We start from the raw sequence: 13474 nt of genomic DNA, 5'->3' as shown, positions 1-13474 counted from the left end.
CGGGGCGGACGGTACGGTTCGGGCGTGAAATTCATCGGTGCGGGGGTCCGGTCGATCATGATGGCCGTGACCATGGGCGATCCGTTGTGGCCGGCGGTGACGCTCTTCCTGGTCTCGATCGCCGTCGCGGTCATCGTGTTCGCGCTACGCCACCGGTCGTGACGCCGCCGCTCGGGGGCGGGGCCGGGTCGGCGGGCGGGGCCGGGTTCGGGTTTGCAGCCGGGTTCGGGTTCGGCCGGGCCAGGAGGGCGACCGCCGTCGCCACCGCCGCCAGGCCGAGGCCGCCGGCCACCGCGCCGTGCAGCCCGCTGGTGACCGCCGTGCCGACGGCGTCCCGGACGGCCGGGGGCAGGCCCGCCAGCGTGGCCGGGGTGAGCCCCCCGCCGCCGGTCAGGTGGGCGGCGTCGGCCGGGCTCAGCCGCGCCTCCAGGCCGGCGGTCAGCCGCGCCGTGTAGACCGCGCCGAGGGCGGCCATGCCGAGCGAGCCGCCGAAGCTGCGCAGCAGGGTCACCACGCCCATCGCCGCGCCCATGTCCTGGCGCGGCACCGCGCCCATCGAGGTCAGCATGGTGCTCTGCATCAGCAGCCCGATGCCGATCCCGGCGACCGCCGTGAGCCCGGAGGCCACCGCCACCGGTGTGTCCGTCCCCAGGAACAGCAGCAGCACGGACCCGGCCAGGGTCAGCGCCCCGCCCAGCACCGGGTAGCGCCGTTCGCCGCCGGGCCGGCCCATCAGCCGGGCGGTGACCAGCTGGGTGCCCATCATGCCGAGCATCAGCGGCAGCAGGAGCAGCCCGCCGGTGGTCGGTGTCGCGCCCTGGACGAACTGCAGGTACTGCGGCAGGTAGCCGATCAGGGCGAGCATCACCGCGCCGGCCAGGAAGCCCAGCACCTGGGCCACCGAGAAGTTGCGGCTGCGGAACAGCGCGGGCGGGATCAGCGGCCCCGGGGCGCGCAGTTCGACCGGCACGAAGACGGCCAGCGCGACCACCGCAACCACGCCCGTGCCGAGGATCAGCGGCGAGGTCCAGGCGTACGTCGTCCCGCCCCAGCTGCTGACCAGGGTGAGTCCGAGGATGCCGGTGGTCAGCAGGGCGACCCCGGCCCAGTCGAAGGGGACGCGGACCCGTTCGGCCTTCGGCAGCCGGACTCCGACGGCGACCGCGGCCAGGGCGAACAGGCCGACCGGCAGGTTGACGTAGAAGGCCCAGCGCCAGCTGAGCCGGTCGGTGAGGAAGCCGCCGAGCAGCGGCCCGCCGACGAAGGCGATCGGCATCAGCACCCCGATCACCGACTGCACCCGGCCCCGGTCGGTGGCGGGCACCAGCACCCCGATCACCGAGAGCGCGCCGACCATCAGCCCGCCCGCGCCGACCCCCTGGAGCGCCCGGAAGGCGATCAACTCGCCCATGTCCTGGGCGAGTCCGGACAGTGCCGAGCCGAGCAGGAAGACCGCCACCGCCCACTGGTAGGCGCCCTTGCGCCCGTACAGGTCGCCGAGCCGGCCCCACAGCGGGGTGGCGGCGGCGGAGGTGAGCAGGTAGGCGGTGACCGCCCAGGAGAGGTGCTCCAGTCCGCCGAGGTCGCCGACGATGGTGGGCAGCGCGGTGCCGATGATCTGCCCGTCGAGGGCCGAGAGGAAGATGCCGAGCATCAGCCCGAGCACGCCGAGCAGCGGCGGCTTGGGGCGGTCGTCGGTCGGTTCCGTGGTCATGGCGGTTCCCCCTGTCCCGTCCGGTTCAGGCGGTGAACGGCCGGGCCTGCCGGGCATCCCGCAACGCCTGCGCCCACCAGTCCAGTTGGTCGAGCAGGGTCTTGGCGGCGGCATCGGCGGCCGGGTCCTTCGGCTTCCCTTCGGCGTCGAAGGCCTGGGCGGCGCCGTGGAAGCTGACCGTGTTGCGGATCGTGACGGAGTTCAACTCGGCCATCACCACGCGCAGTTGCTCGACCGCCCGGAGGCCGCCGGAGAGTCCGCCGTACGAGACGAAGCCGATCGGCTTGCCGTGCCACTGCTGGTTGTGCCAGTCGATGGCGTTCTTCAACGGCGCGGGGAAGCTGTGGTTGTACTCCGGCGTGACGAACACGAAGGCGTCGGCGGCCGCCAGCCGGGGCGACACCGCGGCGAGCAACTCACGTTCCTGCTCCGGCAGTTCCGCACCCCAGGACGGCATCACGGTGGGCAGCGGAGTGGCCGCCAGGTCGATCAGGTCGGCGGTCATGCCGCCGCGGGCGTCGAGGTGGCCGAGCAGCCAGTCGGCGACGACCGGGCCGAAGCGGCCGTCGCGGGTGCTGCCGAGCACGACCGCGACCTTGAGGTTCTGCTCCGTGGACATGGGGGTCCCCCTCCAAGATGATGTGTACGCCGTATCGGCGATGGATACAACGTACACACTGATGCGTACGGCGTCTACTAGACGGATACGGTGTACACGCGAGTGATACGGTGGACCCTCCCACCGGAAGGAGCCCGCCCCCCATGCCCGCTCAGCAGGCCCCCAGCGGGGACGACGACCAGGACAAGCCGCAGCCCTCCCTCTGGGAGCGGCTCGACCGCCCGGCCCCCGCACCGCGCACCACCCTGACCCCGCACCGGATCGCCGAGGCCGCGGTCGCCATCGCCGACGCCGAGGGCCTGGACGCCGTCACCATGCGCCGGCTCGCCACCGCGCTCGGCGTGGCCCCGATGGCCGCCTACCGGTACGTCTCCGGCAAGGACGAACTCATCGAGCTGATGGCCGACTTCGTCTACGGCCAACTCCCCCTGGACGCCCCCGCCGACGGCTGGCGCGCGGCCATGCGCTCACTCGCCGTCCACCTGCGCGCGATGAACCTCGCCCACCCCTGGATGGTCCGGGCGGCCACCCCGTTCTCCCTCACCCCCCACCAGCTCGCCGTCCCCGAGCGGTCCTTCGCCGCCCTCGCCGAGCACGGCCTGGACGCCGACACCACCATGGCGATCTTCCGCACGGTGGCCGGCTACGTCCACGGCTCGGTCGCCTCCGAGGTCGCCCTGGCCGCCCTGCGCCGCGACCACAACTGGTCCGACGGCGACGAGACCCGCGCCGGCCTGGCCCCCCGGATGACCTACCTGATGGGCACCGGCCGCTACCCCGCCTACCAGCAGTACCTCCAGCGGGCCACCCGCAAGGACGACCCCGCCTGGCACTTCGAGACCGGCCTCGACTGCGTCCTCGACGGCATCGCCACCCACTTCGGCATCTAGCTCCCGGCTTCCAACCGGGCGGCGACCGCACCGAGGCGTCCCATCGCGTGGGCGACGCCGAGGCCGTCCATGTAGTCCCGGACGTGCACCAGCAGCCCGCCCCGGGCGCGCAGCACCAGCAGCCCCGGCAGGGCGAACTCCGCGCCGGTGGAGGCGACCGTGCCGATCACCAACTGCTCGACGGTGAGCACCTCGGGATCCGCCCCCGGATGGACGGCCACCTCCCGAACCTCCCGCGGCCGGGCCTCGCTCGCACCCCACGCGGCCCGGTACCCGGCCCGGACCTCCTCCCGCCCCCGGTAGCGCGCGGGCATCCCCGGGAACAGGAACGGGAACTCGTGCACCCCGTCCTCGGCGTACAGCCCGGCCAACGCGTCCGCATCCAGGTCGAGCATCGCCCGCCGGTAACGGGCCAGTAGGTCGAGCGGGCCGGGTGTGACGGAATCGGACATGGCCTCAGGCCCCTTCGTCAGCGGACGGGGACGCCAGGATCCTTGTACGGCAACCCACTTGCCCCCGCGCGGATCACTCGATCACCCCACCCTACCCACCACTGAGCGGCGACTCCCCCGCCACCTGGCAGCCCACCCCGCTCCCCCGCCGCTCCAGCAGCCGCGCCGCCGTCGCACGGGCGGTGCCCGCCGGAGCCCCGACCTCCACCAGCGCCCGTGCCACCCGGTCCACCGCCCCGGCCGCCGACTCCGAGCCGTCCAGTGCGGGCAGCAGCAGGAGTAGCCGCTCGGCGGGGTGGTGCACGCCGTCGGCTGCCCGGTCGGGCGCGTCGGCGATGCGCTCCAGCTCCGGCCAGCCAAGCCCCGCCCCGGTGCGGTGCCCGTCGTCCTGAACGAGCAGCTCCGGCCGGGACGACCCGGGGCCGATCAGCAGGTAGTCGATCCCGGCATCGCCGTCCAGATTGCGGTAGACCACCGCCACCGCCCGCCCGCCGTCGAACGGGATCCGGAACACCGGCCACGCCCCGGCGTCGTACAGCCGCTCGGACATCGCGTCGGCATCGGCACCGTCCGCCCCGAACCACTCGGGCTCCGGCCACCCCTCCCCGGGCCCGGGCCATCCCAGCCCGACCAGGTGGCACCACCAGAACCCGGCACACCCCAGCAACGGCTCGCCCGCCACCAACGGGTCGCCCCCGCTTCCAGGGACCAGCACCTCGGTCACAGCGTTCACGGCGCCAGTCAACCAGCCCCCGCCGCAGGGGAAGTCGGCCGGGCCGACTTCCCGTGCCGGCCTACGCATGCGAGTCACTCGGGCGACACGCGGGAATTGCGCCCGCTCCGGCGGGTGGGGAGTTTGGGCCTGGGGCGCCCCGGCCCCGATCACCCGCTCCCCAGGAGTCATCGTGCGACGTCTCGCGACCGTGCTCGGGGCCCTCGCCACCGCAGGGGTCATGGCCCTCACCCTGCCCAACACCGCCTTCGCCGCCCGCGGCGAGCTCATCCTCGCCCCCGGCGAGGTCATCAAGAACCCGAGCGGCTGCTACAACGCGCCGATCGTTCCGCTCATCCTGGAGAACAGGACCGACGGGTCCGCCCGCGTGTACGACGGCGCGAACTGCACCGGAAGGGTCATCGCGGTCGTTCCTCCCGGGGGCCACACGACGCAGGAGTTCGGTGCCAGCGTGCGCATCGACTGACGGCGGGCCCGGCCCGGTTCACCCGCTGCACGGGAAGTCGGCCGGGCCGACTTCCCGTGCAGCGGGGCGTCTAGCGCCGCTCGGGGAGGGCGAGGAAGGCGAGGCCGGAGGCGAGGACGGCGAGGCCGCACCAGGAGGCTGCCGGGAGGCGCTCGCCCAGGGCCGCGACGCCGAGGACGGCGGCGACGGCGGGTTCGGCGAGGGTCAGGGTGGTGGCGGTCTGGGCCGGGGTGTGCCGCAGGCCGTGGCCGTAGAGCCGGTACGCCAGGAAGGTGGTGACCACTCCGAGGTGCAGCACGACGCCCGCGCCGCGCGCCGAGGCCAGCCAGTGGAGGTCGCCGAGCAGCAGCACCGGGAGCACCAGCACCGCCGCCCCGCCGAACATCGCCCCCATCACCCCGGCGGCCGGCCGGCCGCCCCCGATCAGCCGCCCGGCGATCAGCGAGTACACCGCGAACGAGAGTCCGGAGAGCGTCGCCAGCAGCACCCCGAGGAGGTCCACCGCCCGCCCGCCACCGGCGAGTTCGGGCCCGAGCACGAGCACCGCGCAGCCGAGCACGGCCAGCGCCGTGGCCCCGGCCCAGCGCCCGCCGGGCCGCCCCTGCCGGGTGAGCCATGCCAGCAGTCCGGTGAAGACCGGCGCGCTGCCGAGCGCGATCACCGTCGCCACCGCGACCCCGGCGCGGGGTACGGCCGGGTAGAAGGTCAGCGGGTACCCCGCCACGGCGACGGCCCCGGCCGCCAGCAGCCACCGTTCCCGCGTACCGCACCTGCGGGGCAGCGACCAGGCGGTGCGGTCGGTGAGGAACAGCAGCAGCCCGCCGAGCACCAGCGCGGCCGCGCCGATGCCGATGGCCGGGGCGCCGCCCGGCGCCAGCGAACTGGCCGTCCCGGTGGTGCCCCACAGCAGTGCGGTGACGAGGATCGGCACCGGCCCGTCGATCGGGCGGGTACGGCGGGGGGTGGGGGTCAGGCGGGCGCGCGCAGGCGCGGGCGTGGACGTAGGCGTGGACGTAGGCGTGGAGAAACGATTCGGCACAGTCGTGAACTTCCGTCGTCGAGGACCGTCGAGGGGACTGGTTCCGAGAACGGGCGCACGCCGCTGAGCCCCTGGGCGGGGCTGCGGGGATCAAGCCACCGGAGCGGGCGCCCGATCAGGCGCGGAGGGGTGGCAGCGCGACGCGCCAGTACGGGTTCACGCCCCCGATGCTAGCGGGGCCGAAACGGTGCCGCACGGGAAGTCGGCCGGTCCGACTTCCCGTGCGGCAGCGGCGAGCGGTCAGAGGAGCTGGAAGGTCCACTCCTGCTGCCAGCCCGACTTGCAGGTCCACACGCCGAGCTGCTTGAAGTCGGCGTCGTGGGCGAGGCAGTTGTCGTCGTCGATCTGGATCCGGTACTTCCCCCCGCCGAGGCTCTTGAACTGCCACTTCTGGTTGGAGGTGTCACCCCACGCCTGCTGCTCGGCGACGTAGGTGTCGGGGTTCTCGGTGAGGTTGTACCCGAGGTCGTTGACGATCCGGTAGCGGTCCCCGCCCAGCGGCTTGATCGTCCACTTGGAGCCCTTGTACCCCAGGACCCCGGCCACGATCGGCGAACCCCAGCTGGCGGTCTCGGTGGGCGCCGACGCGCCCAGCCCGTTGGCGAGCTTGAGGAACAGCGGCCGCTCGGTCGGGACGCTGGCTCCACCGCCACCGCCACCGCCACCGCCAGTGCCACCACCGCCCGTGCCACCACCGCCCGTGCCACCACCGCCGGTGCCGGGGTCGGGCTTGGTCGGCGTGGTCCCGCCGCCGGAGTAGCCCTCCAGCACCCACTCCTGCTGCCAGCCCGACTTGCACGTCCACACACCGAGCTGCTTGAAGTCGGCGTCGTGGGCGAGGCAGTCGTCCTCGGAGATCCGGATCTGGTACTTGCCGTTGCCGACCGGGACGAGCTGCCACTTCTGCCGGTCGGCGTTGCTCCACGGCTGGAGCTCGGCCATGTAGTTGCTGTTCTCGGTGAGCTCCAGCCCGTACGAGCTGGTGATCCGGTAGCGGCCGCCGCCCACCGAGGTGATCTTCCACTTGGACTCGTTGCCACCCCGGATGCCCGGGACGACCGACGCGCCGGCCGAACCGCCGACCGGGACGGCGCCCAGCCCGTTGTCGAGCTTGAGGATCACGTCGGCGCCGTTGGTGGGCGTGGTCGGGGTGGTGGTCGGCGGGGTGCCGCCCCAGGCCCAGTTCTGGTTGGGCGCGTCCCGCTTGTCCTCGGAGCCGCAGCCCCAGGCCACCACCGGGCTGCCGTTGCCGGTCTGCGAGTTGAAGTCGTCGATGCAGACGTCCTTGGACCGGTCCTCCTGGTCCACCAGGTGCCGGAAGCCGCCACTGGCCGACATGTTCCAGCGCTGCCCGGGGTTGTCCAGGCAGTCCCAGACCTGGAGCTTGTTCCCGTTCGCGGTGTTGTTGCCCGGCAGGTCCAGGCACTTGCCGTTGGCCGCCTGGAGGCGGTACCCGTTGTAGGTCCAGCGCTGCGCGTCGCCGCCGTTGCACTCCCACATCTGCACGGGGGTGCCGTTCGCGGTGCCGTTGCCGCTGACGTCCAGGCACGCGTGGTGGTCGCGGCTGACGTCGGGGGTCAGGCTGCCGGTCCTGGTGCCGTAGCCCGAGCGCCCGGGGAAGTGGATGCTGCGGACGTCGCCGTCGCACTTGTACGGCCGCGCGGTGCCCGACCGGCAGGTCCACGACTCCTTCTTGACGCTGTCGCCGTCCTGGCCGACGAACGCCCAGTTCATGAAGCCGCCGTCGGTGCGGTTGCGGAAGGTCGAGTCCCCCTGGAAGACCCAGATCCGGAACACGTCGTAGCCGGAGGGATCCTTCTTGTCCTTGTCCAGGAAATGGTTGAGCTTGTACGTGGTGTCGAGCAGCACCCCGCGCATGTCGGCCTTGTACTCGCCCTTGAACCATTCGGTGTCGTACAGGTCGGTGCCCACCGTCTTGTACACCAGGACGTTGAACCCCGGGAACTTCTGGCTCAGCTTGGACGCGGTGTTCTGGGTGAACTCCGCGTTGTCCAGCTTGTTGTTGTTCGCGGCGGCGCGCATGCCCTTGATCATGTCGAAGGCCGAATTGATCAGCGCGGTCATGCAGTTGCCGCCGCCCACGGCGGCCGGGGTGCCGCAGGTGGTGTCCACGGGGGGCGCCGCCGACGCCGTCGGGGCCTGAACGGCGAGGCCGCCGGACACGGCGACTGCGGCGAGCCCACAGGCCAGGGCTCGTTTCAGGCGGGACAGGGATTGCACGTCAATTCCATCCTTCTTCTCGGTAAAGCTGGATGGTAGGGCCGGAAATCCCGCTGCAGCGGCACTGTTGACGCTATTCATACGTCCCGAGCGAAAAGGCGTGAGGATTTTTACGCGCTACCCTGGAAGCACCGGACGGTTATCACGAATTAATATCTTTCGGCGCCGCATGGGCGCCAACACTGTTGGGGCCTGCACAGGAAGTCGGCCCCTCCGACTTCCTGTGCAGGGCGCGGGTGGACGCCACGTCCGCCGCGAAGTCCTCATCCGGCCCGAGCCGCCGGAGAACGTCGTTGAGCGCGGCACCATTTCCCACAGGCGTCGGCCCGCTCACCGCGATGCGACGAGATCGCCCGAGGCAGGGCCGGCGGGCGAGGGAAGGGCGAGTTCGAACCAGACGGTTTTGCCGATGTGGCGCTCGCCGCGCAGCTCGGCGCCCCAGGAGGTGGCGAGGGCGGCGACGAGTTCGAGGCCCCGGCCGGACTCCTCGTCGGGAGCCGCGTGCCGGGGCACGGGGAGGTTGGGGCTCGCGTCGGAGACCTCGATGCGGAGGAGGGTGGGGGTGACCAGGGCCAGGCGGACACCGATCAGGCGGTCGCGCGGGCCGCGGGCGTGGTGGCAGGCGTTGGTGACGAGCTCGCTGAGGAGGAGCAGGGCGGTCTCGGCGGACTCGACGTCGATCTCCCACTCGAAGGCCTGCCGAAGGAGCCGGATCCGGGCACGGCTCGCACTGCGGGGGTGGCGGGGGAGCGTCCACTCGACGGCGTCACCAGGCTGAGTGATCATCAGAATCCTTGGGGGGATGGATTGCCGGGCGTCACTCGCAAGAGCTGAGTTCGGCCACTTCACCCCTCAAGAGTCGGGAGCCGGGCATACCCTCAGTAGTCACACCGTTGGTACAGCGTGAAAGTCGACCGCTGGGTGACCAGGGACGATGAGGGGGCTCGGGATGACCACGCCGAAGCAGAACCCGATGGCCTGGAAGTACTGCGGCGATCAGATCAAGCGGTGGCGGGAGCAAGCCGGGGTCACCCGCGAGCAGTTGTGCCTGGCGTCGAGCTACGACTACGAGAGCGTGCGGTCGATGGAGGCGGGGAGGCGGAAGCCCTCGCTCAAACTTCTCACCGTGGCAGATGAGTTGTGCAATGCGCGGGGGATGCTGCTGGGGGCAACGGACTTCTTGAAGCCGGAGAAGTTCCCCACTTACTCGCAGGGGTACACGGATGCCGAAAGCCGAGCGATCGCGATCCAGTGGTACGAAGGACTGCTCATCCCGGGATTGCTCCAGACCGAGGAGTACGCCCGCGAGCTGCTGAGCCACAGTTGCCCACCGCTGGACGACGAGACGGTGGATGCCCGAGTGGCTGCACGACTTCAACGCCAGGAGAGGCTGCACCGCTCCCTGACTGTGATGTTCAGCTTCGTCATCTACGAAGCCGCGCTGCGATCCATGGTCGGGGGGCGATCCTGCATGAAGCACCAACTCCACCACCTGTTGGAGCTCGGCAAGTTGCGAAACGTATCAGTGCAGGTGCTACCGGTCGGACGCGGCGCCTACCAAGGCCTCGGCGGCTCCCTGATCCTGCTGGAGTCTCCCGAGCACGATCACTTCGCCTACATCGAAGGACAGGAAACGGGGGTGCTGTACGCCGATCCCGACAAGGTGAGCGTCCTGACTCGCCGCCATGGCATGATCAGCCAGCAAGCCTTGAGTGCCGACGGCTCAATGGAGTTCGTCAGACAGGTAGCGGAGGAGCTTTGAGCGACCAACCCGAGTGGTTCAAGTCCAGCTACAGCAACGATCAGGGCGGCGCCTGTGTTGAAGTCGCCTCCTGCCCCTCCGCCATCCACGTCCGGGACTCCAAGGACAAGGCCGGCCCGACCCTCACCTTCTCCCCCGAGGCGTGGTCCGCATTCGTCACCTTCGCCACCGAAGCTCAAGCCACCGACGCCGAGTGACCCTTTAGTCGAATGGGTGGGCAACCACCTTCCAACCACCCCCGCACGCAGCAGATATGACTTATCGTCACGACTTCACCACCACCCGTCGCGCCGTGTAGCGTGCCCATAACGAGAACAACCCCCGACCGGTGCTACCAACACCGAACGGGGGTCTGACCACCTCGATCGACTGACTAGGACTCGATCTGTGGCTACCCACAACTCTACCGCCATGGCCTCCCCCGGGTACGGCAAGCAGTCCGCGCCGGGGGAACTCCCCCGGGCCGCCGACGACTTCGGCCACCTTCCGGCCCGCGAGGCGTACCTCGCCAGCCTGATCAGCCACCTCCCCGACGGTGCCGCGATGGACGTCAAGACCCTCGCCGCCATCAACCCCCTCTTCGGGCAGATGGCCGTCCGCACCGCCCTCAGCAACCTCTCCACCGCAGGTCACCTGCGTCGCGTCCGCGAGCGCGTGAACGCCGACCGTCCGCAGTGGGTGTTCCGCACCTACTTCTCCCGGACGCCCCGCTCCGATGCCTGGTGGAACCACTTCATCTCCACCGGGGAGGAACTCCAGGCCCCGGAGGCGTCAACGGATTCGGCGCCCGATCCCCCGGAAGAGCGACGCACCGTCGTCTCCCCCGCTTACGCCGCCCTCGCCGGCCTCGGCCTCACGGACGCCCGCCTCCCGCTCTCCGCCGCCGACTGCGCGGCCCTCGAACCGCTCGCCGCCGAGTGGTTCGCCCGGGGCGCCACGCCCGCCCTCTTCACGGCCGCCCTCACCGCAGGCCTCCCGCCGGACGGCATCCACAGCCCGGCGGCCTTCACCCGCCGCCGCCTGCTCGACAAGCTGCCCCCGGAACGCCCACTCCCCCAACAGCAGGCCACCCGCATCGCCGAGTGCACCGACTGCCGCACCCCGTGCCGCCCGCACGCCCTCCTCGGCGGCCTCTGCCGCACCTGCCGGGGCACCCCCGCGGCCGCGCCGCCGCACCGGCACCTCTCCCCGGCCGCCGTCCGCGCGCATGCCGCACGCGCCCGCCGAGCGGTGATCACATCAGCACGATCGTGAATATTCACAGGCCGGGGCGTGAACCTATGCAAAATCCCAAGGTGAAGTAGGTTACAAACCTTGCAATCCAAGACGCCCGGTTTGCCCACATGCTGAGATCCGTGCGATAGTCAGGACATCGAGAACTTCGGCGGGCCCGACCTGGCACTGCCGACGCCCATCGCGCGACACGCACCCCCTTGGCCGCGCGATGACTTGCAGGGGCCCCCACCGCCGACCACGGCGAATCCGGGGGCCCTGCGCGTATCCGGACCCTGACGCCCGGCCCCGGAAGCCCGCCCCTCAGCCCCGCTCGCGGACCTTCAACTCGAACCACACGCCCTTGCCCCGCGGCAGCAGGTCCGCACCCCACCGGTCCGCCAGGTCGTCGACGATCTTCAAGCCGCGCCCGCGCTCGTTCACCGGCCGGGGCTCGGCGAGGATCATGCAGGGCAGCGACCTCGACGAATCCCGGACCTCGATCCGCAGCCACCCGGGCTTGCGGCTGACGTGCAGCCCGATGGTGCGCCCGGCGGCGTGCCGCACCGCGTTGGCCACCAGCTCGCTGGTGAGCAACTCACCGGCCTCCAGGTGCTGGTGGAGCTCCCAGGACTCCAGGACGTTCAGGACCAGCCGACGGGCCACCGGGCCCGACTCCGGCCGGGACGGCAGCCGCACCTCGTTGGGCGCGGACTGGTCGCACAGTCTGCCGGAGTACATCTCCTGCAGCTCCTCGGAGCTGAGCCGTTCCAGCGCCGAGAGCGCACCCTGGACGTCGATCCACGACGCCTCCGCGACCCTGCCGGCCACGGGAACCGATGACTGATCTGCTTCGCCCCAACCCGCCATGCCGTCCATCATTGCGGAACGCAAGCGGCCGCGTACGGACAATGAGCAAACGATCTCGCCCGAGTCGGCATATGCCTCCAGCAACCCGGCCCCGGAAAAGCGTCGACCCGGGCCGACCGAAGTCAAGCCCGGGTTGACGTCTCACCGCAGCGACCTGCTGGTTACCACTTGCTCCACGGCAGGTTCCAGCCGCTCAGCCCGTTCGCCGGGTCGAGCGTCTCCTTCTTGATGGAGTTCTTCACGGTGACGACGTCCCCGACCAGCGTGTCCGCGTAGAACTTGCCCATCGAGGTGGAGTCCCCGCCGCCCTTGACGTCGCGCAGGCCCACGCAGCCGTGGCTGACGTTGTCCTCGCCGAAGGCGGAGCCGCTCCAGTAGTTGCCGTGCACGTACGTCCCGCTGGTGGTCAGCCGCATCGAGTGCGGCACCTGGAGGTCGTAGGACGCGCCGGTCATCCCGGGCAGGGTGCTGGACTGCATCCGCACCGTGCCCTCCTTGGACATGACCACCATCGTGCCGTTCCAGGTGGGGTGTTCGTCCGAGCCGGAGGTGATGTCGATGGAGTTCGACTGGCCGTCCCGGACCACCGTCATCGTGTGCGCGGCGGCGTCAACCGTCGAGACCTGGGATCGCCCGATCGTGAAGGGCTCGTCCCGGTCGCTGCCGTACACCCCGGGGGCGATCTCCACGCTCTTGAGGCGGTAGTGCACCGTCACCTTGGTGCCCGGCTTCCAGTACTCCTCCGGGCGGAAGTCCACCCTGCGGTCGTCGAACCAGTGGCCCTTGACCTTGGTGCCGTCGCTGGCCTCGAAGGTGATGCCGTTCAGGACGGCGTCCTTGTTCTTGACGTCCTTGCTGAAGTCGACCGAGACGATCATGCCGACGCCGTACATCGCGTTGTCGTCCACGTTGTCGGAGGCCTTGGCGAGCGCCGCCGGGGTCAGCGTGGTGAAGCTGCTGTCCGCCTCGGCGACCGCGCCGTTGGCGTCCGCCGCCATCGCGCTGACCTGGTAGGCGGTGCCCACCGAGAGCCCGGCGGACGGGGTCCAGCTGGCACCGTCCGCGGCGATCGTGCCGGGGACCTCCTTGCCGGCCTTGTCGCTCACCTTGACGGTGGTCAGCTTGCCGCCCGTCGCACCGATCTTGAGCGTGCCCGGCGCCACGTCCACCGCGCCGTTCTTCGGCTCGATGCTCACCGCGGCCGTGGACACCTTCGGCGCCGAACTGCCGGGCGCCGAGGCGGACGCCGAGGCCCCGGCACCGGCCCCCAGATCGGCCTTGGCGGCGCCGCTCCCGCTGCCGCCCCCGTTGCCGCCGCCACAGGCCGCGGTCAACGTCATCGCCCCGCCGACCAAACCGACGGCCACCACTCTGCGTATCGACCTCATCGCCGATTCCCTCCCTTGCTCCCCGCGGTCACGACGGACCCGCCCCATAGATGTGCCGGGCCACCGGAAAGGTTGCGCCGTTCGAGGG

At 71.1% G+C, this 13474-nt stretch carries 15 protein-coding genes; 6 read left to right on the top strand and 9 right to left on the bottom strand.

Annotated elements, in window-relative coordinates; all coding sequences use genetic code 11:
- Positions 1–24 precede the first annotated feature (24 nt).
- Entirely contained in the window at positions 25–162 is a 138-nt protein-coding gene (locus ACFV8H_RS06085) for a hypothetical protein (protein WP_380396857.1), read from the top strand.
- Here ACFV8H_RS06085 and ACFV8H_RS06080 read toward each other — a convergent pair.
- Together ACFV8H_RS06080 and ACFV8H_RS06075 are read right to left on the bottom strand one after the other, a co-directional pair.
- Positions 131–1714, bottom strand: a complete 1584-nt coding sequence (locus ACFV8H_RS06080; protein WP_380396855.1) for an MDR family MFS transporter — start codon at positions 1712–1714, stop codon at positions 131–133. The genes ACFV8H_RS06085 and ACFV8H_RS06080 overlap by 32 nt on opposite strands.
- A 25-nt stretch (positions 1715–1739) precedes the next feature.
- Positions 1740–2333, bottom strand: a complete 594-nt coding sequence (locus ACFV8H_RS06075; protein ID WP_380396853.1) for an NADPH-dependent FMN reductase — start codon at positions 2331–2333, stop codon at positions 1740–1742.
- 143 nt (positions 2334–2476) lie between these two features.
- Here ACFV8H_RS06075 and ACFV8H_RS06070 point away from each other — a divergent pair, with 143 nt between their 5' ends.
- Positions 2477–3223, top strand: coding sequence for a TetR/AcrR family transcriptional regulator (locus ACFV8H_RS06070; protein WP_380396851.1), 747 nt, complete (start codon positions 2477–2479; stop codon positions 3221–3223).
- Here the strand turns inward: ACFV8H_RS06070 and ACFV8H_RS06065 are convergent.
- Together ACFV8H_RS06065 and ACFV8H_RS06060 are read right to left on the bottom strand one after the other, a co-directional pair.
- Positions 3220–3675, bottom strand: coding sequence for a nuclear transport factor 2 family protein (locus ACFV8H_RS06065; RefSeq protein WP_380396849.1), 456 nt, complete (start codon positions 3673–3675; stop codon positions 3220–3222). The two genes, ACFV8H_RS06070 and ACFV8H_RS06065, sit on opposite strands and share 4 nt — an antisense overlap.
- Before the next feature lie 91 nt (positions 3676–3766).
- The gene (locus ACFV8H_RS06060) at positions 3767–4408 is read right to left on the bottom strand and encodes a hypothetical protein (protein WP_375891521.1); all 642 of its coding nucleotides are present in this window, start codon (positions 4406–4408) and stop codon (positions 3767–3769) included.
- A 172-nt stretch (positions 4409–4580) separates the two neighbouring features.
- On the opposite strand from ACFV8H_RS06060, the gene ACFV8H_RS06055 reads away from it, so the two are divergent.
- On the top strand, positions 4581–4874 hold the full coding sequence (locus ACFV8H_RS06055) for a hypothetical protein (RefSeq protein ID WP_380396847.1): 294 nt from the start codon (positions 4581–4583) through the stop codon (positions 4872–4874).
- A gap of 70 nt (positions 4875–4944) precedes the next feature.
- Here ACFV8H_RS06055 and ACFV8H_RS06050 read toward each other — a convergent pair whose 3' ends face one another.
- From ACFV8H_RS06050 to ACFV8H_RS06040, 3 genes are all read right to left on the bottom strand, one after another.
- Positions 4945–5805: a DMT family transporter gene (locus tag ACFV8H_RS06050; protein ID WP_380396845.1), complete on the bottom strand. Its 861-nt coding sequence runs from the start codon at positions 5803–5805 to the stop codon at positions 4945–4947.
- A gap of 348 nt (positions 5806–6153) precedes the next feature.
- Positions 6154–8154 carry an RICIN domain-containing protein gene (locus ACFV8H_RS06045; protein WP_380396843.1) on the bottom strand — a complete coding sequence of 667 codons (2001 nt, stop codon included), beginning with the start codon at positions 8152–8154 and terminating at the stop codon, positions 6154–6156.
- A gap of 330 nt (positions 8155–8484) precedes the next feature.
- Positions 8485–8940 carry an ATP-binding protein gene (locus tag ACFV8H_RS06040; RefSeq protein WP_380396841.1) on the bottom strand — a complete coding sequence of 152 codons (456 nt, stop codon included), beginning with the start codon at positions 8938–8940 and terminating at the stop codon, positions 8485–8487.
- Between the two features lie 163 nt (positions 8941–9103).
- On the opposite strand from ACFV8H_RS06040, the gene ACFV8H_RS06035 reads away from it, so the two are divergent.
- The 3 genes from ACFV8H_RS06035 to ACFV8H_RS06025 all read left to right on the top strand — a co-directional run bounded on the left by ACFV8H_RS06035 (position 9104) and on the right by ACFV8H_RS06025 (position 11170).
- Entirely contained in the window at positions 9104–9916 is an 813-nt protein-coding gene (locus ACFV8H_RS06035; protein ID WP_380396839.1) for a helix-turn-helix domain-containing protein, read from the top strand.
- The gene (locus ACFV8H_RS06030) at positions 9913–10113 is read left to right on the top strand and encodes a DUF397 domain-containing protein (RefSeq protein ID WP_380396837.1); all 201 of its coding nucleotides are present in this window, start codon (positions 9913–9915) and stop codon (positions 10111–10113) included. The genes ACFV8H_RS06035 and ACFV8H_RS06030 overlap by 4 nt, the downstream gene beginning before the upstream one ends.
- A 214-nt stretch (positions 10114–10327) precedes the next feature.
- Positions 10328–11170, top strand: a complete 843-nt coding sequence (locus ACFV8H_RS06025) for a hypothetical protein (protein ID WP_380396836.1) — start codon at positions 10328–10330, stop codon at positions 11168–11170.
- 282 nt (positions 11171–11452) lie between these two features.
- Here the strand turns inward: ACFV8H_RS06025 and ACFV8H_RS06020 are convergent, their stop codons facing one another.
- Together ACFV8H_RS06020 and ACFV8H_RS06015 are read right to left on the bottom strand one after the other, a co-directional pair.
- Positions 11453–11959: an ATP-binding protein gene (locus ACFV8H_RS06020; protein WP_380396834.1), complete on the bottom strand. Its 507-nt coding sequence runs from the start codon at positions 11957–11959 to the stop codon at positions 11453–11455.
- Between the two features lie 200 nt (positions 11960–12159).
- A complete protein-coding gene (locus tag ACFV8H_RS06015; RefSeq protein WP_380396832.1) occupies positions 12160–13338 on the bottom strand; it encodes an Ig-like domain-containing protein in 1179 nt (392 codons plus the stop codon).
- Between the last annotated feature and the right edge of the window lie 136 nt (positions 13339–13474).

The organism is Kitasatospora sp. NPDC059827, assembly GCF_042731675.1.
In the GTDB taxonomy this organism is placed as follows: domain Bacteria; phylum Actinomycetota; class Actinomycetes; order Streptomycetales; family Streptomycetaceae; genus Kitasatospora.
Note: the sequence above shows the minus strand (reverse complement) of the source record. Positions and strands in the feature narration are given on the sequence as shown.